Source organism: Leptospira brenneri, from assembly GCF_002812125.1.
Taxonomy (GTDB): domain Bacteria; phylum Spirochaetota; class Leptospiria; order Leptospirales; family Leptospiraceae; genus Leptospira_A; species Leptospira_A brenneri.
Genome location: NZ_NPDQ01000010.1, coordinates 61553 through 83180, shown reverse-complemented (window position 1 = coordinate 83180; position 21628 = coordinate 61553). Strand labels below are relative to the sequence as shown.

The window sequence follows — 21628 nt, the reverse complement described above, 5'->3', positions numbered from 1 at the left end:
GGATGACCCCTAACCTAGGTTGAATTTACAGCTTTTTGGAAGGAACGGTTTCGTCAAGTAAGTACCATCGCCTATTCCTAAGCGACGGCACGAAGTTCCTTTTCTGCTTTAGTCGCTGGTTTGAATTTCCAGAACGACTCTGCCACAGAAAGATATGAGACATAGAAAAATCCGATGGAATAGAGAACCATAAAACCGATCATATACGGTTTTCCGACCAAAAAGGATAAATAGATGCAGAATACACAATAGGCACCCATAAAAAACTCGAGAAAAGCTCGGTAGTCCACAGGAACCACATATTTGATTTTGTCCTGCAAACTATCCCCTTCTTTCTCAATTCTGAGCTTCGGAGTGCGTTTGAATCCAGATTGAACCCCAAAAACAGCTTCTACCCAAGCGTAAGTGTTCATAACTGCAATTCCCGTTCCAATCATCACGAGGATGGGAAGGTAAACCAATTTTGATTTCCAGTTTTTGTGGATTTCTCGTTGGGAATAGGCATAAAAAATGACAGGACCCATAGATCCGATGGAAAGCACCGCAGCCGACCCAAAAAGGATCTCCATAGGGAGGTCATCCATCTTAAACCCTGCCCAAAATTCCATAAGGAGAAGTGGAGCAGTCAGAAGGATATTGATGATCATCAGTGGATGTACAGAATAATTGATGAGATGGGTAATCGCTTCCCCTTTGATTTTCCACGATTCGTTTGATTTCCAAATCCGAGGGATGAGTTTGACTGCTGTTTGGATGGAACCTTTGCACCAGCGAAACTGTTGGGCTTTGTAAGCATTCATGGTCGCAGGAATCTCTGCCTTACAAACCACATCTTTAATATAACGGAATTTCCAACCTTTGAGTTCAGCGCGGTAAGAAAGATCGAAGTCTTCTGTGAGGGTGTCATGTTCCCAACCGCCAGCGTCTTCAATACAAGAACGTCGCCAGATTCCGGCAGTTCCATTGAAGTTCATCCAAAGACTAGATCCGTTCCTTGCGACCTGTTCGATCATAAAGTGACCATCAATCCCAAAACTTTGGGCTTTGGTTAGGATATTATAAGTTTCATTGATATGACCCCAACGAGTTTGGACCATTCCAATAGACTCGTCCTCAAAATACCCCATAGTTCGGAGAAGGAAGTCTGAGTCGGGAGTGAAGTCAGCATCGAAGATTGCAATGTAATCTCCTTTCGCTTTCGCCATCCCTTCATCCAGAGCACCTGCTTTATGACCTTTACGATTAGTTCTATGAACGTGTTCGATCCAGATTCCTTTTTTCTTGTACTGAGCCACAAGGCCTGCAACCTTTTCAATGGTTTCATCAGTGGAATCATCTAGAACCTGAATTTGAAGTTTTTTTGCAGGGTATTGCAAATTACATGCGGATTCGATCAAACGATCTACCACATAAAATTCATTAAAAATAGGAAGTTGGACGGTTACCGTAGGAAGGTTTTTGTCCTTTAAGGAGAGGATCTTTGTTTCGTCCTCTGCACAGTTTTGTTTGTATCTGCTATACAGAAACACCATAAGGTAGGTGTGTAACCCAAAATAGAAGAGAACCAAAATATCAAAGCCGTATAGAACGAGGAAGGATATAGATAAAAACGTGAGCATAGTTATAGTCAAAATCGGCATATAGGGCGTTTTGGTCAAACATTTTGTGCACCGCCAAATAAAATTAGAATTTCTTTGGTTTGCGAATGAGGCCTATCTCACATCTTTGGTTGCAAATTCTATGGATTCTCAATGGAAACGTTTCTGGGAAACCGGTTTATTCCCCTCACTTGAGTTTAGTCTTAGCCTATCCATTGGTTATGTGCTTTCTCTTTTCTTTTATGTAGCCGGCTCCGAACTGGCTCTGATCGATCGTACAGACACAGCTTATCCCGTATTACAGATTCTTCTTGTTATTTCTTTTTCAATTGGATTCATTTACAGGAAATACAAACAGACGTTACCCGTAAGTTTAACAGTTGTCCTTCTTGGTACTGCAATCATCCAAGTTTTTTGGTTTTTAAGGGCCAATTCTGCTGAGTTTCTGATCGATTACATTTTTTCCTTCGAATTAGTTTTGTTAAGCGGGATTTTGTCAGCATTCTGTTTGGGTATTTACGCGGGATCTTTACGTGATTTTAGGTTCTTAAGTTTTGCCCTCGGGGTGACTGCATTTACCTTTTATTCTTTATTTGAACCCAACCAAAACTATTCTATGAAAGTTTTGTTAGCGATCCTTTATATATTGTTATCTCTATATTTAATCAATACATTAATACAAAGAACCCCTTATTCAAGTAAGTTCTATAAAATTCGTTCCAAAATCGGCAAACACCCGCTATTTGCTCCATTCTATAGGTCAGCATTATCTCTACTGATCTCATATTGTATTTTGCACTTATACTTCCAACCGGGACCAAAAATTCCTCTGATCCTTTCTGTTTCATTTTCAGTAATCTTTGGTAGAGTGTTATCTTTACTTGGGGGTTTAAAAAAAGAAACGAAAGCTGTTTTTCTCATTGGGAGGGTCGCCCTTCTATTTGCTTTTTTCTTTTTTATCTACCAAACCTATTGGAGTTCCTTTTTCATTGCACTTTGTATTATCACTGGGTCCATTGTTGGATTTTTTAAGCCAAACAAAACAGCATATAAAGAATATTTATTAGTTGGATTAGAAACAAGTATTTACCTTGGGCTTTCTTTTTTGTTATACTTCTGGAATTTACCAATGGGAATTCGCACCGTCTCAGCGTTGTTATTTGTTCCAGTCTTGGTTTATCCTTATTTAATGCAAAAACACATTGTGCGGCTACCAAGGATTTTGATGTTGGTTGCAGCAACGATCACTGTTTTACTTTTCTTTTCACCACCTACAATACGAACCAGCACCCCTTTTTCTAAAAAAGAAATTTTCGACCCAATTCCATTTGCAGTCACAAATATTGCATTTAATACAGATGATTATATTTTTTATAAATCTGTTTTACCTTTTAAGTCCAATCCATTCCTTCCTAAACGATCAGAAATCAAAGGGAAAACAGTTGTACTCGGCCTGAGTTCAAATCAATCACAAATCATTTCTTATATTGAAAGACTAAGCCAAGAACAACATCCATTCTTAATTCTAACAACGAGAAACAAAACTAATCAATTTCATCATATCAATGCATTGTCACTCTTAAGTAGAAAATCTTATTGGAATTTTGATATTTATTATCCTAGTTATTTAGAATCAAAAATCGGATTTGCCAATTCACTTCCCACAGATTGGAAACTCAAATACTTTGGCGAAAAACTAGACAATGCCACAACCTTGGAAGTTGTAGCTGTATTAGATTCAGTATTAAAATATTCTTCTGGAGATTTACGAAAGGATGCACTGGAGATCAAACATCTTTATTACGAATCCTTTGCAGAATATTCAAGATTTTACCACGATCTAGGACAAAATAAACTGGCGTTAGATGCAATTGCGATCGCTCGAAAGTTCGAACCACCCAAACCTGATTTGTTAAGAATTGCATTTAATAGTTTAAAATTCACCACTCCGGAAGCAGAATACATTCCCATTTTAGAAGACTTAACCTCTGATTCCGAATTTCAAGAGTTTGCGTGGAATTCCCTGATTCCCATGTTTGAATCTTTGGGGGATTGGAATAACGCACTCCGTACGATGAGCTCATTAGAACGATTTTATCGAACCAATAACCAAACTGACCAAGCAAACGAATTAGAGTTAGCACGCGTTCGGCTATTCATCAATCAAGAAAATTGGAAAGAAGTAGAGCCGATTATCGGAGCAAGAATGAGAGAACATCCAGACTCAGTGATTTGGGAAAGACTTAAAAACGAAGTTATAGAAAAAAAAGATTCACTGCGAAGGTTGAGTGTTCGACCTGATGCAAGAGAGGCAAGAATCCAATGATCCATTCAACATTACTAGGAATCCTCGCAGCCGTTTTATCGGTATTTGTTGCCATTTTAATAGAAGGTGCGTCTTTACGTTCGTTCTTTCACTTACCCGCCATGTTACTGATCGTAGGCGGAACATTAGGTGCAACATTCGCATCCTACTCTATATCTCAGGTCACGAAAGCGGTAAGAGATACAAAGTTTGTTCTTTCTAGAAAAAAAGAAAAAGATTTAAAACTGATTTTCTTCCGATTTTGGGAGAAAGCAAGAAAAGATGGGCTTCTATCTTTAGAAGATGAAGCAAAAAAATTGGACAACCCCTTTTTACAAAAAGGAATTCAGTTGATTGTTGACGGATCAGATCCCAGGACCATTGAAGAAATTTTATGGGAAGCCCATGAAGAAGAAGAAAAGAATGATTTAAAATCCGCGAAGGTATTTGAAACCGCTGCTGGATTTTCGCCCACCGTAGGTATCATTGGAACTGTACTAGGCCTTGTTACGGTTTTGGAAAATTTAGATGGAGGGACCAAAGTTCTTGGACAAGGCATTGCAACAGCCTTTATTGCAACATTCTACGGAATTTCTTTTGCGAACTTAATCCTACTTCCAATTTCCAACCAACTCAAAACGATCGCCAAACAAGACAGTAACGAAAGGCAAGCAATCATGAGAGGAATTTTGTCTCTACAATCCGGTGAAAATAGAAGAATTCTTGCAGAACGAATTGATCCCTTTGTTAAATACTAACAATTAGGAAGTAGGTTCTGGTTGGATCAAAAATAACTGATGGATTTTTTCATCACGAAAGTCAGCCGGAATGGATTCTTTTGTTTTATTTATACACTGATAACCTCTTTGGTTCCACTCCTCATCTGCAATCTCCATTTTGAACTTTCTGAAATTCGTTGAGAACCAAATCTCTCCGTTATCAGTTAAAAACTTTGTTAATAACAGTAAAAGTAGATTTCGGTGTTTGGTTTGAACATCCCATTCCTCAAACATTTTTTTACTATTGGAAAATGTAGGTGGATCCAGGAAAATTAAATCATAACGCTCCCTACTCAGATTTTTTGTTTCTTCTTCAACCCATTGTAAAATGTCAGCATTAACAATTTGATGATTGGTCCTTTTAAAACCATTCTGTTCCAAATTTTTAGAGGCCCAATCACAATAGGTTTTCGAAAGATCGACACTTTTTGTTTTTGAGGCACCACCTGACGCTGCATAAACGGAAAACGCTCCCGTGTAAGAGAATAAATTTAAAACAGATTTTCCTTTAGCGGCCTTTCGAATCCAATCTCTTGTAATTCGATGATCTAGAAATAGTCCCGTATCTAAATAATCAGAAAGATTGATTCGAAAATCCAAATTGGATTCTTTTACCCACTCAAAGTTCCCTTCAATTGCGAACTTATCGTATTGCTCTGCTCCTTTTTGTTTTTTACGATGTTTTAAAAATAGTTGTTCGTCTGGGATTTGGAAAACATCTCTAACGATGCCCGCGATTCGATCAAATCTTTCATCGTGACCTTCTTCTAATTGAAAACGTACAGAACTTTTATCATACAAAACCAAACCATTGGGGTAACGATCCAAGATGAATGGAATTTGTGGGATGTCTTCCGAATAAATTCGGTAAGATGTTATCGATTCGCGTTTGGCCCATTTTTCGCGTTCCTTCTTTAATTTGCGGAGGCGATTTTCAAACATGGTTAGGGCACCAAATCCCCGTTCGGTCATGAAATTTCCTTTTTAGGTGGGGAGGGGTTTTTAGGTAGATATCCCCGCCCTATCTAGACTGGGTGGGGTAATCCACCCGCCACCCAATACGCTCCATCTACCACGACACGTAAAAAAAGTCCTTCATAATTCAAAATCCAAATGTTTTTTTTAAATGCAGTTCATGTTTTTGATTGGTGAAGGAAAGATCATAGAAAAGACTGTCGGCTATGTCCACTAAAGATACAACTTTCATTTATTGTGATGGTAGTTCCCGAGGAAATCCTGGTCCCGCTGCCATTGGTGTTTCCTTCCAAAACAATGATGGAATCGAATTCTTCTTTCTATCTGAAAAAATTGGAAATGCTACCAACAATGTAGCGGAATGGCAAGCTTTATATCGAGGAATGGAAGAAGCTATCAAACAAAATTTGCAAAAAATTAGATTTCGATTGGACTCCGAACTTGTCGTCAAACAGATGAAAGGTGAATACAAAGTTAAAAACAAAGATCTCCTTGTTTTTAAAAATAAATGTGAATCACTCAAAACCTCCTTTCAAAATTTTGAAATCCAATATATCCCACGTGAACAAAACTCTAGAGCTGACCAACTCGCAAATTTAGCTCAAGATGCAAAGGGCTAATTTTGAAAGTTATCTTAGCCCTACTTTCTTTTTTAGTTTTGGTCAGTTTCGTATCAAACTGTAAAAAGTCAGCGGCTCGTGAGCTTGATGATTTATTAGAATCTGGATCTTCTTTCCAATCAGCAACGTTCTGTGAAAAAAACAAAACCCAATTGAAAGAAAGAGAAGAAGACTGTCAACGAGTCACGGCATTGGCCAAAGAAGAAATTGATACCATTCTCAATCGTAGGTTAGATCTGGGAATTGCTCCCGTGATTGTGGAAAAGAAGAAAGGGCAAGAAGTTGAAGAATTCCTACAGGTTCATACTCGAATGGGGATTCGGTATTGGGAAATCTGGAAATCCAACGTGATTTTAGAATAGACAATCTTCGCCTACCGCAGGATAACAAATCATGGCTGGCGATCCTTCTCAAATTCTAAAAAAAATCGGACTTAAGGTAACAAAAAACCGTGAACAGGTTCTGTCAATTCTGCAGGGCTCGCCAAGACCACTCAACCACCAGGAAATTATGGAAAAACTCCCGAAAGAAGAATCTTGGGATCGAGTGACCATTTACAGAGCCTTATCCGATTTAGAAGAAAAAAACATGCTCAACTCGCTTCACTCAACAGATCGGGTCACCTATTTTGAGTTAAAGTCTGACGGGAACCATACGGTTTCAAAGGCTCATGGCCACCTCATCTGTAATAACTGTGGTAAAATTGAATGTATTGATGATCCTTGGAATGGAATTCCGTCCACCAAACAACTAAAAGGTTTTTCTACAGAATCCGTTGAAATTGTTTTTAGAGGCAAATGTAGAAATTGCCAATAGACATTCCCTCTTTAGTTCCTAGTAAATACCTAACCCATCTACTTCAAATTGATTCCACGTTGAAAGACGCGGGGTTTGAGTGTTATCTTGTTGGGGGATCTGTCCGTGATTTAGTTATGGGTAAAATTCCCAAAGAATATGATTTAACAACCAACGCGGAACCCAAACAAGTCAAACGATTGTTCCGAACCGTTATTGATACAGGCATCGAACATGGAACAGTAACGGTTGTTTTAGATAAAATCAATTATGAAATTACTACTTATCGCATAGATAAAGATTATACAGATGGAAGACGCCCGGACCACGTAGAATTTGGAACAACATTATCTGAAGACCTAAAACGAAGGGATTTTACGATGAATGCACTAGCATTCGATTTAAAAACAGGACTTCTTGTAGATGAACATTTTGGATTAAAGGATATAGAACAAAAAATCATTCGTACAATTGGTAATCCGATCAAACGATTCACTGAAGATGGATTACGCCCTATCCGGGCATTAAGATTTGCGAGTACTTTAGATTTTGAAATCGAACCTGAAACAAAAAAAGCAATTCATGAAACAAAACACATCACTAAAAAAATATCCTTAGAGCGTTTCCAAGACGAAGTATTAAAATCCCTTTTAGGTTTCAAACCTTCTCGAATGATTGAACTTCTTGCCGAAGAATCGATCTTTCAAATTTTTCTACCAAACCTACCCACTAAAATTTCTCCTAGGAAAGAGATTCTAGAGAAACTAGATAGGACAACAAAAGAATTAACGGGGCTGCAATTGGCTTTTGCATTTTATGCACTACTCGGTGAAATCACGTCAAAGGATTTAGAAATCATCTTAAGAACATTAAAATTCTCTGGCCAAAATACAAAAGATTGTATCCTGTTCTTTGAGATTTTATCCAAATGGGAAAAAAATAAAAAACAAAACGGTATCGACCTTTCTGTTTTAAAAAAAGAATACCTAGCTCCCGTTAAACGACATTTTCAAACCCGTTTTCCTGTTGATACCAAGTTCATCCAAAAACTAAACAGTATTTTTGAATCGAATATTACCGTGTTAGTCGAAATTTGGGAAGAAAATCCCCCGCTTCTCCTAAGCGATCTGAAACTCAATGGGAACCACCTCGCTGAATCTTTCCCAGACCTACCCAAAACCAGCTATGGAACCATCCTAACCCAACTTTTAGATCTTGTCCTACACTCGCCTAAAGAAAATGAATATTCTAGACTATTGCATCACTCTGCCCAATTTATAAGCAAAATGGTCAATTAATTTCAAGAATCTATTGAATTTCAGTTTCAATTTGTTCTTTTATTAATCAAAAACTTATTTTTTTTTCCAAAAAACCCCATTTAAACACACTGTTTCTCTTTTTTCTGTCAGAGCCTCTAAAATAAACCGCCAACCTGGTACACAACTTGCACAACAAGTTCACATAGGAGAAAAGGCAAATGAGAAATAAATATACTCTTCTCGCAACTTCGGTTGCCCTTCTCGTTTCAACTTCACTTTTGGCTCAAGGTGAGACAAAGGAAAAAGCTTGGTACGATAAGATCAACATTTCCGGTTACGTAGATGTATTCTATATGTATACTGCGAACAATGTGGAAGGCGCGAAACGTGATGCTTCAGGAACTTTCAACACGCAAAACAAACAGTTTGGTGTAGCAGCGGCGGCACTTGACTTGCAAAAACTTGCGGACAAAGATAGTCCTTGGGGTTTTAGAACTGTTTTCCAAAACGGTCAAAACAACGTATATCAAGAAGCACCTTATAACCAAACAAACGGAACTGTAAACATGAACATGCTCCAACAAGCATATGTTTCATTTTACTTCCCAGTGTTAAAAGGTATGACTGTGGATATGGGTAAAATGGCCACTCACATTGGTTATGAAGTTTTGGAATCAAAAGATAACCCAACATACACGATAGGTTACATATTCTTTAACACAATCCCCTTCATCAACACTGGTGCTAGAGCAAACTTAGCTGTTACAGATAAGTTGAACTTAGGTTTCTATCTATACAATAGTGTGGGTGGAACAGGTTCCGATATTTCCCGTGTAAATAACGGAAACATGTCTGTTTACCAAGATGGTATTAACAAAAACAAGGCAGTAGGAACTCAAGTTTCTTATGACCTTATTTCTGATAAACTAAAAGTAACTTGGAACACTCTTTACGGTGTAGATGTTACTTACGCAAGACCATCCAATGGCGACTACTGGATGAACGAAGTTTATGGAACACCAATCAACGCAAGACGTGCTAGTTACCAAAATGACTATTGGATGATTAACAACGTAATCGTGAACTTCACTCCAAACGACAAAACTCTCGTATCATTTGACTATACTCAAGGTGATAAGAGTGGAGCAGCAGCTACTTTGACTGACCCAACAACTCAAGTTGATGTTGACGGAAACAAGGTATCTTTAACACGTGATGACAGTAATGCAAAAAGAACTTACAAAACTTACGGTTTGTGGTTCCGATATAAGTTTACTGACAAGTGGGCACTTGCTGGTCGTTACGAAAGAATCGACGATTCCAGAAACGGTGGTCCACTCGGAGTTAGCAATAACACAGCCGGAAGATATGATCTTCAATACATGGGTAGCCTTGGTTACAACACAACCAAATACTACTTAGGAAGTGCTGAAACTTTCACAATTACACCGACTTACTACTACGGAGACAACATTATCATTAAAGTTGACCTCAGAAGAGACCAAGCAAAAGGTCAAGTTTTCACCGACGAAAGAGGACAACCTCAAACGTACCAAAATGGTGTGACTTTAGGTATTGTTGCAACATTCTAAGGAAAAGGAGAAGTATAAAATATGAAATCCAACAAATTAAAACCCGGATTCGTCTCCCTAGCAATCATGGTTGCTTTGACTGCAATGTCATTTGTAGGTTGTGCAGAGTCTTCAACAAAAAAGAATGAAGATACTACTCTTCTTACTTATCTTGTGACTAACCCTCATGCACCAGTTGGTGCACAGGCAGACTGTGTTGCTTCAGTTGCTTTGATCAACTCTTGCATTGGGTCTAAAACACAAGTGGACGCGGGAGCAAACTGTTCGCTAGTTACGATTGCTGATAACCAAGCAATTGGAGCAGATTACAGTACAATCAAGACTGCTGTATCAAAACAATACACTACGTTGAAATGTAACATTGCAGAAAACAAGTATGCATCTGCATCCGCTGCAGTTGATGCTTTTAAAGATGCTTTGACTTTCACTTCAACAGCTGATGCTTCTTCAAAAGTAGTTTTCTCAGCACCAACTTACTACTAAGTTTTTGTTGAAGTTTACTTAGATATGATAGAGTGGGTTTTCCCACTCTATTTTTTTTCTTCTTACTTCTCTTCTAATTTATCAGAGCCTTTTTGTTCATTCTGATTCTTTTTTGAATCCTTTAACCACTTCCCCCAACTAAATCCTTGTGATCGGGTACTCGCTGGTTTGATTACATTGACTGTTCTAACTATCCCACTGCTACGTTTGAAAAAAACCTGAACCTCTTCATCGGGTTCCGCACCAGGTTCATAAACAGAAATAGGTCGAGTATAGATTAATACCTCTCCATCACCGCTATTAGCTATTCGATCAGGTTCTCCTAAATACTCTTTTACAAAGATTCTAGTTTGTTTGTAGAGTTTCTGTAGCATTACCTCTCTGATTTTTAAACCATTATAACCTTCTTCAGTTAATGCTTCACGTTGAGCTTTTTTCTTATCTTCATCTGTCTTTAGATCGTTTTCAGATTTTGAGAGTAATTGATTACACTTTGACTCATCCTGAAAGGTATCCATACAGTTATCAAATAAGGCTTGTTTGTTCTGTATGATTCGTTCTTCGGAACTCGAACATTGACAAAGGGAAAGAATGATTATACTGGTGGCAAAAAGAGAACTTTTCATTTTTCTATCCTATACTTAGACTCAAAATCTTCCAAGCACTATGCCAAAATTCCAAAAAATTTATACAAGTAGAGAATCAATATATTTCAGATTGATCATTCAAAAACCAGACTTATGAAATCTAGAAAGAAATTCTATTCGTAACAACAGACGAAACAACAAACAAGAAGATCAGCTAAAGAACCCAAGGATGAAAGACCGGACCTGGTCTCATTCTTTGGTTTTCTTTACGAAAACAGGCAATTTAGGACAATTCCGGATTCATTTTGCTTACAAACGGAACAGAATCATTTTGAAATCTTCTAAAAAACTCTTACTTCGCTGATTTTGTAATTTCAATTTTTAGGAAAAGATCATAATTCAATCCGTCCATATCGCAACGAGCGAGGGAGGATCTTATGTCCAGATTCTATTCTAACCTATCGATTCGCTTAAGGTTATTTCTTCTCCCTCTTCCCATTTTTGTGTTTTTACTAATCCTACTTGCCTTATTCGTTCGAATGCAAAATGAAAACATAGAATTTACAAGCAAAGAACTGAGAGGGATACAAATCATCAAACCTGTATATGCAACATTCCAAGAAGGTCTAAAAAGATTAAAAATCGGACAGGAAAAAGCGGATACACTAAAACCTTTGATTGAAAATGCATCAGAAGAAATCCTACTTTCGGGAATATTAACAGAAGATAACAATGAAATCAAAATATGGAAATCATACTTAAAACAAGAAAGTTTCGACCAACTAACAAGCAGAAACTTTTTAGCTGATACTCAAGAGTTAGCAATTAAAATTGGAGACCATTCCCATCTCATTTTAGATCCAGAACTAGAATCTTACTATCAAATGGAGATCATCCTATTCCAAATTCCAGAACTTTGGAAAAATGTAGCTCTTCTGAAAGAAGTGATTAGAGATGAATACTTAGGTTTTAATCAAAACCAAAAGAGTTTTTCGAATACGAGTTTCACTAAGGCAGTCATTTCGATCAGCGCGATAGAAACGGTTTGTGCCAATATAACAAAATCAAACAAAAAAAGTCTAGAGAGTGCACCAAAACATGCAGAGAAAATTGAACAAACCATTTCCAAAACAAGTGCAACCTGCAGAACCTATGTAGATGAATTAAATAATATTTTTTTAAAAGAAAATGTAAAACCAGTATCCGCAGAATCTTTATTCATCACGGTCCACAAAGGAACTGCCATCGGTGCAGAAATACAAGGTTTCTCTATTCTTATCCTTGAAAATTTAATTCAAGAAAGGCTTTCCGAACAGAAATTGCAAAGAACCACAAATGTAATGATTGTCATCGTAACATTAAGTTTATCAATATTATTGATACTTACTATTTTTAGAAGTATCAATAATCCTCTCAAAACAGTTTTATCAAAGATTAACGAATTGTCGAGCGGAGATGCTGATCTAACAAAACAGTTACCTGAATTTGGAAAAAACGAAATTGGAGAAATTACAACATCAATTAATGAATTTTTAAAAAAATTAAACCAAATTATGAACCAACTAAAACATTCAGTAAAGGAAGTAGAAAAAGTCTCAAACCAATTAAAAGAAGATGCTCTCTTAGTTTCAGATAATGCATCTGGATTGGCATCTACATCCGAAGAGTCGGCTGCTTCATTAGAAGAACTTTCTTCTTCCTTTGAAATTATGTTTACCTCCATTTCTGATGAAACCAAAAACATCTTTAAAATTGCAGAAGAAATCAAAAACATTGAAGATACAATTAGCAGTATAGAAAAAGAACTTTCACAACTTTCAGAAGAATCAATAGCATCAACGAATCTTGCTGATGCAGGGAATCAATCCATACGTAGTACAGACTCGTCTATGGTAGAAATTCGATCTGTCACTAGTGAAATCACAGGTATTGTTGATTTAATCACAGATATTTCAGAACAAACTAATTTACTTGCATTAAATGCCAGCATTGAAGCTGCTCGTGCAGGGGATGCCGGTAGAGGTTTTGCTGTTGTAGCTGAAGAGATATCAAAACTCGCCGATAAAACACAAATTTCAGTTAAAAACATAAAATCCTTAATTGAAAAAAGTAACCTCGCTGTTAACAACGGAGTTAGTCATGTAAATGAAACGGTAAGTTCCCTTAGTAAAATTGTTGGACAATCGAATAGAATACAAATAGGAGTTGGAAAAGTAAAAAATGAAATGTCTTCCCAATCAATTAGTTTGGCTAATGTGTCCCATGAAGTAAAAGAATTAAAAACCTTAGCAGAATCTATTGAATCATCTTGCCAAGAACAAAAACGCACATCAGAAGATATGGTAGTAAGCGTGAATACACTTTCTGGTAATGCACAAGAGCTGGCACAAAGTTCCGAAGATTTAAATCGAGTGAGTGTTACTATTAGCGAAGTTGCAATTTCTATTTCAAACATTGCTGATTCATTTAGAACCAACTAACAAAATGCTTTATGAATAAATTTTTACAAAGTTAAACATTCAAAAATAAATGATTGATCGATTTATTAAACCTTACTAATCGTTAGTAAGGTAGGAGGATTTTCGCTCACCATTAAGCAGCACAAAACTCTATGTCAAAATTACTTTCTAAATTTTCTATACAAACCAGACTTTTACTTCTACCCGCACCGCTGATTGCATCACTTTTAATCATTCTGCTTATTTTGGTACGTTCATTGAATGGAACCATAGATTTTGCCAAAAAAGAATATTTGGGAATCATTGCGATCAAACCAATTTATTCAGCCTATCGAGAAGGTTTAAAACGATTCAAAATCGGAGAAGAAAATACAAGCGAACTACTGCCACTTTTAGAAAAGACAAAAGCAGAAATAAATGGTACCGAACTTTTGTCAGCGGATACAAAAGAATTAATCACTTGGGGGCAATATAATCAGTATGGAAGGTTTGACCAAACAACAACACGTAATTTTTTAAATGATACGCAAGAATTAGCATTAAAAGTAGGAGACTTTTCTAACCTCATTCTAGACCCAGAAGTTAATTCATACTACCAAATGGAAATTACCTTTTTTAGAGTTCCTGAAATTCTGAAAAATATTGGAGTGATAAACGAAATCGTTCGGGATGAATACCAAAATCCAAACAAAAACCAGTTTTCAAGTGTAAGTTATACTAAAGCACTTATATCCATAAATTTCATCGAATCTACATGTAAAGAAATTCAAAAATCCTTTAAGAAATCAATCGAAGACAAATCTCCATATGTGGAAGAATTAAAAACAATTTCTTTAGAGTCAAAAAATTCATGTGATAGTTTTTTACTCGAACTAAAGAAGACATTTATCCAATCCAACACAAAACCGAAAACTTCTGAAGAATTATTTCTAATTCTAGAAAAAGGAACCAAAACTGTCGGGAAAATTCAGGACGGTTCAATATCTATTTTGGAAAAACTTGTCAACGACAGAATTCAGTTGTTATCTTTTCAAAGAAATATAAACATAGGTTTGGTTTTTATCTCTTTATTGATTTCGACGATTTTTGTTGTTTTTATTTTTCGAAGTATCAACAGCCCTTTAATTACAGTTCTTACTAAGGTAAACGAATTATCGAGTGGCGAAGCTGACCTCACAAAAACTTTACCCAACTTTGGCTCCAATGAAATTGGAAAGATTACCAACTCTATTAATATTTTTTTGAACAATCTGAATGACATTATGAACCAACTGAAAATTTCAGTGAGTGATTCAGAAAAAGCATCTTATAAATTAAAAGAAGATGCTATCTCGGTTTCGGATCATGCTTCTTCTTTAGCTTCTATCTCCGAAGAATCGGCAGCTTCCTTAGAAGAACTAACAACATCCTTCGAAATTATGTTTCAATTCATTACCAATGAAACAAAAAATATCATTAAGATTACTGAAGAAATGAAAAAGATCGAAGGGTCGATTACGAATATCGAAAAAGCACTTTCACAACTAACAGACCAATCGGTTACTTCTACAAACTTAGCAAATCTAGGCAACCTCTCTGTACAGAACACAGACCAAGCAATGTCCGAAATTCATTCCGTTACGAAAGAGATCACAGGTATCGTTGATTTGATTACTGAAATTTCAGAAAGAACCAACTTACTCTCACTAAATGCTAGTATTGAAGCGGCACGGGCGGGAGATGCAGGTATGGGTTTTGCCGTAGTAGCAGAAGAAATATCTAAATTGGCTGATAGGACTCAAAGCTCAGTCAAAAACATTAAAAGATTAATTGATAGAAGTAATTCAGTAGTAAACATCGGGGCAAACCATGTCCATGAAACAGTGAATGCACTGAGCGAAATTGTAGAACAATCAAAAAGAATGCAAGTGAGTGTTGATGAACTAAAAGAAGAAATGACATCACAAACAAGCAGTTTACTCAATGTGACAACAGAGTTAAACGGATTACAAGAAATGGCAGAAACCATTGAGTTTTCTAGTAGAGAGCAAAAAAAAGCTTCGGAGGATATGGTAAATACAATCAATACTCTTTCTGGAAATGCTCAGGAACTTGCGAATAATTCAGAAGATTTAAACCAAGTGAGCCAAAAAATTGGAGAGATCGCCGGAGCCATCGCAATGGTTACCAATTCTTTTCACACTCATTAACCAAATTTCTATGATCATGAAAAAAACTTGGTATAAAGTTAAATAAAATTTTCAAAACTTACAAAAACAAATCCAAAAATTGAATTGATGGATTAAACATCCATTTTCTGTTTGGTTTCTATGTTCTCCCCTCTTTCCTATTTTTTCTCTAAATTATACTCTAAAATAGTAATTCTCCTCATAATTCACCTATTTACAGTTAGCTGTACATCAAAAAACCCAACAAAAAATGACAGACAAGAAAACTTAATTACTTTCTATTTTTTTTCAAACTTTTCTTACGCATCGGAATTACAAACAAATGCAAAAAACACAATCGGAACTTTGCCAAGTTCTATACCAGGTTCAGAATCAGATACCATTGCCCTCATTAACCTAGGAAATAAAATATTCAGAGATAATAAACTCTCCTCCAATCATGTACAATCCTGCCTTACTTGCCATCCAATTGATGGAACGGCTGCCGGTATGGACCGCCAATCTGCATCGCGAGGCACATTCGGCCAACTAGGCAAAAGAAACACTCCCTCCATTCTGAACGTTGGATTTTTACCGATTATCTTTTGGGATGGAAGAAGAAATACATTATACGAACAAGCAATTGATCCATTTGTCAATCCGCTTGAAATGTCTTTGCCATCTGAAACTGAACTATTAATAAGAATACAAAATGATTCTAGTTATACTTCATTTTTTGCAGATGCTTTTCCTGACTCACCGAATCCCAGTTTACATTCTATTCGACTAGCTCTCGTTGCTTTCCAAAGATCTCTTGTTTCAAAATCACGATTCGATGATTTTTTAGAATCTAATGTGTTTGCACTTAGAACTGAGGAATTAGATGGATTAAAAATATTTTTGGAAGTGGGTTGTACAAATTGTCACAGTCAAAATCTTTTGGGAGGTTCTAAGTTTGAAAAATTAGATTCAGTTTACTCTTACAATCCAAATGATTTTGGAAGATCTGAATTTACTGGAAATCAAGAAGATAAATTTTTCTTTAAAGTTCCCCCTTTACGTAACGTTGCACTAACCGCACCCTACTTTCACGATGGAAGTGTTCCCACAATTAAAGAGGCAGTACGACGTATGAATCATTACAAACTGAACCGCAACATTAATGATTCAGAAATTGATTTGCTTGTTACCTTTTTAAGAACCTTATCAGACAAAACAAAGACAAACTAATTTCATTGACAAAAAATATTGAGGTTGGGACTGTGACATTACCTTTAGGGAGGAAACAGGTGAAAGTCCTGTGCTGACCCGCAACTGTGATGCACCAAGTGTAGTTTAATCTATATTAGGTGATAAGCCAGATCTTCCCCGCAATTTTTTCTCGTGGATTGGGAACTTTGCACACTTACATATTTCTGTTTCAACAACAGGTTTTGTAAAGGGGCCCCGAAGGTAAACTCGGGGCACCCGTATGGAAAAAACACTACTTACCTATCTATCTATAGATGTTAAGATTTTTCGTCTTCTGACGAGGATAAACCTATTTCCTGTCCGTGTTCCCCTAAATTCAAATCAAGATTTAGGAGAATCTAAATGAAAACTACAATCAAACTAACACTCGTGATGTTATCTGTGCTTTGTATCACAGCATGTGCGGATAATGGCAAAGTAGACAAATCGGAAGCTGACAATAATTTAGTATTGGGATTATTAAAAACAGCAGAGGCTTCTGCAAAAGAAGCAGGTCAAATTGAAATTAGAGGAACATACTTCCAAGGTAGCTGTTCTGCAGGAACATGTACCACTCCGGGTTCTAACACTGTTTCTATCCAATCCAATTTTGGAACTACAACAGGATACTTGTATGTTGACTATGTCAATGGTTCAGGTACATCAACGTATCGAGTCAATGCAGAAATCGTAGAATTTAGTAACTCCGAACGAGTACTTTATTACAAACCAAAAAACAATGCAAATATCTCAGCCTTAATTTGGACCATAACTGCTGATAATGAAATCTTAATTTGCGATGTATTTAACGGCAAACCAACATTAGCTGAAACTAAGACAGATCTAGCATCAAGAAAAGCTTCTGGAACTGTTTACACTACAAATCCAAAAGCCGCAGGTTGCAACGGATCATTTGCATTTAATTTCTTAACTAAAACTTTTTAATACAAAAATTTTGCCTTTATTCACTTGGATAAAGGCAAGTAGGAGACAATTTGTGGGACAGCTTCATACAAAAACAATTTTATCTTTGTTCTTAATCACATTCACTTTTTTGCAATGCTCAGAAAAGGGCAAAAATAACGACGCCATATTATCACTATTAGCACTTCCACTTGCAAATTCTTCTTCTGTAGGTCCATGCCCACCAACATCCCTTCCAACAAATATTCCTATCGCTAACACAGTTGTATCTGCTAGTTCTAACGTCAGTGGATTCAGCGACTCATCCAAAGCAATCAACGGTATTTGTGGTGGTGGAGAATTTTCTGGATCCTTGGATGTTTATGCTTTAAACTTAACAGGAGCAGGTGCAACCATCATTTTATCGTGGGCAGGAAAAACAGTAAAGAATGTAACGGGGATCGACTTTGTCATTTACGAAAATCCATTCCGTGTTTCAGAAACTAACGATCGATATGCGTTTGATCCAATGGTAGTGCATGTATCTTTTGATGGGACAAACTACTGTGGATTTGATCTTTCTGGATTCAATCCAAGTGTTGCTGATAGTAACAAAATTTCTTCCTGGCCGGGATTTGCTGGCCTAAGACCCGTTCTCTACAATATGGCTACCAAACCATTGACCTTAGATGAATTATTTACATCTACAGGAAGTGGATTTTTAGTTGGTGGGGGGGATGGGTTCAATCTGGAGGATTTAATCGTTGGTGGACCAGGTGCCAATTGTGATGCGGCCGCCCGTACGAACATTCAAACTAACGGATTTAAGTTTATTAAAATGACTTCTGCATCAGCAGTCACAAATCCAAACACAAGCGCTGGATATGTCTATCCCCATTCCTATAACAATGGCTCGGATATAGATGGAGTGGTTGCTAAGTCAGTTGAATGATTGAAGAGTTCTCAATCAAGAGAAAAGGTAACAGGCAGCTAACTATAAAAATGAAACTGGCTTTTCTCCAATTTGGAATTAAATTAAGATCTAAATAAAATAAAAAAATCCAACTCTCATCCAAAGTGATGTTTCACTTAAATAAGAGCTGGATTATCTTTTCTAAAAAGAAATAATGATTCGATTACTTCTTTCTACGACTGGATCTTCTTTCGGATCCTCCGCCTGAGCTAGTTGTGGAAGATACTTGTGGTTTAGATTTGTTTGACTTCATTTCATTCCCAAACATGTCCACTTCTGCTCTCTGTTCTTCGCCAATTTTTTTGTATTCTTTCGGTGAAGAATCATCTTGGTTTCGATCTGATTCAGTAACTTCAATCTTCAAAAGAAAGGAGACCACTTCGTTTTTAAGATTTTCAACCAATTGATCAAACATCTTAAAACCTTGTAATTTATACTCGATTAAAGGATTCTTTTCACCATAACCTACGGTCCAAATCCCTTCTTTCAAATGGTCCATTGCATAAAGATGTTCTTTCCATCTGTGATCAAGAATATCCAAAAACACATTTCTTTCTATGGATCTCCAAACGTCTTCTCCTATCGATGAAACTTTAAATTCATAAAGATCTTTCACCAATTTAGAAACGATTTCAAATACTTTGAGTTGTGGATTGGATTCTTTTTTAAACTGCTTTGACTCAATCGATTCAGAAATTCCTAAACTTTGTAACCATTCATTTAGCGAATCTGTCTCCCAAGCATCTACGTTATTTCCTTCACAGTAAACAATGACTTGGTTTTCAACAACTTCATCAAAGAAGTCTGCGATCGTTCGCGACATATTACCTTTGTCTAAAAGTTCATTCCGAATTCCGTAGATATAAATTCTTTGGCGATTCATCACATCATCATACTCTAACAAATGTTTCCTGATATCAAAGTTGTGACCTTCTACACGTTTTTGCGCACGTGCAATGGCATTTGATACCATATTATGTTCTAACTCTTGGCCTTCCGGCATCTTGAGTGTATCCATAATGCGAGCAATCCGATCTGACCCAAAGATCCTCATCAAATCGTCTTGTAAGGACAGATAAAATCTGGAAGAACCTGGATCCCCTTGTCGGCCAGACCGTCCTCGAAGCTGGTTATCAATCCTACGGGATTCATGTCTTTCCGAACCAATGATATGTAAACCGCCAGCACCAATCACAAAGTCATGATCAACTTTCCATTTCTTTGCTTCTGCTAAAATCTTATTACATTCTTTTTTGATGTTTTCATTTTTAATTTCGGAAATTTTTGATTCTGCATCATCAAACTTCTGTTTGATTAAATGTTCGCGAAAACTATAAATCACTTCTAATTCTGCTTTTGCCTTGATTCCCAAAGAATCAGAAAGTTCATCCAACTTTTCCAAATCTTCTTTGTATTTGGGCGCACCACCAAGAACAATATCCGTTCCACGACCGGCCATATTTGTAGCAATGGTAATGGCTCCCGGACGACCAGCATTGGCTACGATTTCGGATTCCCTTTCATGTTGTTTTGCATTCAATACATTATGTGCAATTCCATGAGAGATTAAAAGTTTAGAGAGAACTTCTGATTTTTCAATAGAGATTGTTCCCACAAGCACCGGCTGTTTTCTAGCAACTTTTTCCTGGATGTCTTTAACAACTGCATCGAACTTCTCGCGTTCCGTTTTATAAACACGATCCGCCATATCTTGGCGTTGGATTTTTAAGTTGGAAGGAATTACAATTACATCCAGATTATAGATTTTTTTGAACTCTTCTGCTTCTGTATCCGCAGTTCCAGTCATACCAGCTAACTTTTTATAAATACGGAAATAGTTTTGGAAAGTAATGGAAGCCAATGTTTGTGATTCACGAGCAATCGTTACACCTTCTTTTGCCTCCAAAGATTGATGTAAACCATCAGAATAACGTCTACCTTTCATCAAACGACCGGTAAACTCATCTACGATGATGACTTCACCATCTTGAACTACATAATCCTTATCTCTATAAAATATTTTATGAGCCTTTAAAGCCTGTTGCACGTGATGAACAAGTTCAATGTTTTCCGCTTGGTATAAGTTCTCAACACCTAACAATTCCTCGACATGATGAACACCAGCTTCTGATAAAATTACATTTTTTGCTTTTTCATCGATCTCATAGTCTTCCCCTTCAATGAGTTTAGGGATGATTTTATTTACTTTTAGATATTTGTCTGTAGATTCTTCCGCAGGGCCGGAAATGATGAGCGGTGTCCTTGCTTCATCCACCAAAATGGAATCCACCTCATCTACAATTGCAAAGTTATGTTGTCTTTGCACACGATGTTCTTTATAACTCACCATGTTATCACGTAAATAATCGAATCCAAACTCGTTATTCGTTCCATAAGTGATGTCGGAGTTATAAGCAACCTTTCTTTCTTCGTGATCCATATCGTGTTGGATCACCCCAACAGATACTTTCAGAAATTCGAATACTGGACGCATCCAATTCGCATCCCTCTTCGCCAAATAATCGTTCACTGTAACAACATGAACACCTTCATCAGATAGTGCATTGAGGTAAATTGGTAAGGTAGAAGTTAAAGTTTTACCCTCACCCGTTTTCATCTCAGAGATATTTCCCCAATGTAAGGAAATACCACCCATCATCTGCACATCAAAATGTCGCATCCCTAAAGTTCGATAGGCAACTTCACGAACCGTGGCGAATGCTTCTGGTAATATATCATCTAAAGTTTCCCCAGAAACCAATCTTTCCTTAAACTTTTTTGTCTGCGCGGACAACATTTCGTCATCCATAGCTTTAATCGTCGGCTCAAATGAATTGATAGCATCTACAATAGGGTTTAGTCTTTTTAAATCCCTCTCATACTTACTGCCGAATAAAATTGTTAATATTTTTTGAAACATACC

General features: G+C 36.8%; 17 protein-coding genes and 1 riboswitch. Of the genes, 13 read left to right on the top strand and 4 right to left on the bottom strand.

Annotated elements, in window-relative coordinates; translation table 11 throughout:
- Nucleotides 1-77 precede the first annotated feature (77 nt).
- The gene (locus CH361_RS17840; RefSeq protein ID WP_100792177.1) at nt 78-1619 is read right to left on the bottom strand and encodes a cellulose synthase family protein; all 1542 of its coding nucleotides are present in this window, start codon (nt 1617-1619) and stop codon (nt 78-80) included.
- Between the two features lie 46 nt (nt 1620-1665).
- Here CH361_RS17840 and CH361_RS17835 point away from each other — a divergent pair, with 46 nt between their 5' ends.
- On the top strand, nt 1666-3924 hold the full coding sequence (locus tag CH361_RS17835; RefSeq protein WP_244279951.1) for a hypothetical protein: 2259 nt from the start codon (nt 1666-1668) through the stop codon (nt 3922-3924).
- Nucleotides 3921-4661 (top strand): motility protein A, encoded by a 741-nt coding sequence (locus CH361_RS17830; protein WP_100792176.1) that lies wholly within the window; start codon nt 3921-3923, stop codon nt 4659-4661. Before CH361_RS17835 ends, CH361_RS17830 begins: the two co-directional genes overlap by 4 nt.
- A 3-nt stretch (nt 4662-4664) precedes the next feature.
- On the opposite strand, the gene CH361_RS17825 is transcribed toward CH361_RS17830, so the two are convergent.
- Nucleotides 4665-5654 (bottom strand): class I SAM-dependent methyltransferase, encoded by a 990-nt coding sequence (locus CH361_RS17825; RefSeq protein ID WP_100792175.1) that lies wholly within the window; start codon nt 5652-5654, stop codon nt 4665-4667.
- A gap of 209 nt (nt 5655-5863) precedes the next feature.
- Here CH361_RS17825 and CH361_RS17820 point away from each other — a divergent pair, with 209 nt between their 5' ends.
- From CH361_RS17820 to CH361_RS17795, 6 genes are all read left to right on the top strand, one after another.
- Nucleotides 5864-6277 carry a ribonuclease HI family protein gene (locus CH361_RS17820; RefSeq protein WP_100792174.1) on the top strand — a complete coding sequence of 138 codons (414 nt, stop codon included), beginning with the start codon at nt 5864-5866 and terminating at the stop codon, nt 6275-6277.
- A 2-nt stretch (nt 6278-6279) separates the two neighbouring features.
- Nucleotides 6280-6639: a hypothetical protein gene (locus CH361_RS17815; RefSeq protein ID WP_100792173.1), complete on the top strand. Its 360-nt coding sequence runs from the start codon at nt 6280-6282 to the stop codon at nt 6637-6639.
- A gap of 31 nt (nt 6640-6670) precedes the next feature.
- Entirely contained in the window at nt 6671-7093 is a 423-nt protein-coding gene (locus CH361_RS17810; protein WP_100792172.1) for a Fur family transcriptional regulator, read from the top strand.
- A complete protein-coding gene (locus tag CH361_RS17805; RefSeq protein WP_100792171.1) occupies nt 7084-8370 on the top strand; it encodes a CCA tRNA nucleotidyltransferase in 1287 nt (428 codons plus the stop codon). The genes CH361_RS17810 and CH361_RS17805 overlap by 10 nt, the downstream gene beginning before the upstream one ends.
- A 179-nt stretch (nt 8371-8549) precedes the next feature.
- Nucleotides 8550-9923: an outer membrane beta-barrel protein gene (locus tag CH361_RS17800; RefSeq protein ID WP_100792170.1), complete on the top strand. Its 1374-nt coding sequence runs from the start codon at nt 8550-8552 to the stop codon at nt 9921-9923.
- A 21-nt stretch (nt 9924-9944) separates the two neighbouring features.
- The gene (locus tag CH361_RS17795) at nt 9945-10406 is read left to right on the top strand and encodes a hypothetical protein (protein ID WP_100792169.1); all 462 of its coding nucleotides are present in this window, start codon (nt 9945-9947) and stop codon (nt 10404-10406) included.
- Nucleotides 10407-10468: 62 nt separating this feature from the next.
- On the opposite strand, the gene CH361_RS17790 is transcribed toward CH361_RS17795, so the two are convergent.
- Nucleotides 10469-11032, bottom strand: a complete 564-nt coding sequence (locus CH361_RS17790) for a hypothetical protein (RefSeq protein WP_100792168.1) — start codon at nt 11030-11032, stop codon at nt 10469-10471.
- Nucleotides 11033-11430: 398 nt separating this feature from the next.
- Between CH361_RS17790 and CH361_RS17785 the strand changes: the two genes are divergently transcribed.
- The 5 genes from CH361_RS17785 to CH361_RS17765 all read left to right on the top strand — a co-directional run bounded on the left by CH361_RS17785 (nt 11431) and on the right by CH361_RS17765 (nt 18684).
- Entirely contained in the window at nt 11431-13473 is a 2043-nt protein-coding gene (locus tag CH361_RS17785) for a methyl-accepting chemotaxis protein (protein WP_100792167.1), read from the top strand.
- 131 nt (nt 13474-13604) lie between these two features.
- A complete protein-coding gene (locus tag CH361_RS17780; RefSeq protein WP_100792166.1) occupies nt 13605-15641 on the top strand; it encodes a methyl-accepting chemotaxis protein in 2037 nt (678 codons plus the stop codon).
- 120 nt (nt 15642-15761) lie between these two features.
- Nucleotides 15762-16829: a cytochrome-c peroxidase gene (locus CH361_RS17775; protein ID WP_100792165.1), complete on the top strand. Its 1068-nt coding sequence runs from the start codon at nt 15762-15764 to the stop codon at nt 16827-16829.
- Between the two features lie 4 nt (nt 16830-16833).
- Nucleotides 16834-16986: riboswitch (cobalamin riboswitch) on the top strand.
- Between the two features lie 206 nt (nt 16987-17192).
- Nucleotides 17193-17774, top strand: a complete 582-nt coding sequence (locus CH361_RS17770; RefSeq protein ID WP_100792164.1) for a hypothetical protein — start codon at nt 17193-17195, stop codon at nt 17772-17774.
- 52 nt (nt 17775-17826) lie between these two features.
- The gene (locus tag CH361_RS17765; protein WP_100792163.1) at nt 17827-18684 is read left to right on the top strand and encodes an LIC_13355 family lipoprotein; all 858 of its coding nucleotides are present in this window, start codon (nt 17827-17829) and stop codon (nt 18682-18684) included.
- 184 nt (nt 18685-18868) lie between these two features.
- Here CH361_RS17765 and secA read toward each other — a convergent pair whose 3' ends face one another.
- On the bottom strand, nt 18869-21625 hold the full coding sequence (gene secA, locus CH361_RS17760) for a preprotein translocase subunit SecA (protein WP_100792162.1): 2757 nt from the start codon (nt 21623-21625) through the stop codon (nt 18869-18871).
- Nucleotides 21626-21628 lie beyond the last annotated feature (3 nt).

Coding starts and splice junctions, on each gene's coding strand:
- CH361_RS17840 (WP_100792177.1), bottom strand. CDS start 1,619: ATGCTCACGTTTTTATCTATATCCTTCCTCGTTCTATACGGCTTTGAT.
- CH361_RS17830 (WP_100792176.1), top strand. CDS start 3,921: ATGATCCATTCAACATTACTAGGAATCCTCGCAGCCGTTTTATCGGTA.
- CH361_RS17825 (WP_100792175.1), bottom strand. CDS start 5,654: ATGACCGAACGGGGATTTGGTGCCCTAACCATGTTTGAAAATCGCCTC.
- CH361_RS17820 (WP_100792174.1), top strand. CDS start 5,864: ATGTCCACTAAAGATACAACTTTCATTTATTGTGATGGTAGTTCCCGA.
- CH361_RS17810 (WP_100792172.1), top strand. CDS start 6,671: ATGGCTGGCGATCCTTCTCAAATTCTAAAAAAAATCGGACTTAAGGTA.
- CH361_RS17800 (WP_100792170.1), top strand. CDS start 8,550: ATGAGAAATAAATATACTCTTCTCGCAACTTCGGTTGCCCTTCTCGTT.
- CH361_RS17795 (WP_100792169.1), top strand. CDS start 9,945: ATGAAATCCAACAAATTAAAACCCGGATTCGTCTCCCTAGCAATCATG.
- CH361_RS17790 (WP_100792168.1), bottom strand. CDS start 11,032: ATGAAAAGTTCTCTTTTTGCCACCAGTATAATCATTCTTTCCCTTTGT.
- CH361_RS17785 (WP_100792167.1), top strand. CDS start 11,431: ATGTCCAGATTCTATTCTAACCTATCGATTCGCTTAAGGTTATTTCTT.
- CH361_RS17780 (WP_100792166.1), top strand. CDS start 13,605: ATGTCAAAATTACTTTCTAAATTTTCTATACAAACCAGACTTTTACTT.
- CH361_RS17775 (WP_100792165.1), top strand. CDS start 15,762: ATGTTCTCCCCTCTTTCCTATTTTTTCTCTAAATTATACTCTAAAATA.
- CH361_RS17770 (WP_100792164.1), top strand. CDS start 17,193: ATGAAAACTACAATCAAACTAACACTCGTGATGTTATCTGTGCTTTGT.
- secA (WP_100792162.1), bottom strand. CDS start 21,625: ATGTTTCAAAAAATATTAACAATTTTATTCGGCAGTAAGTATGAGAGG.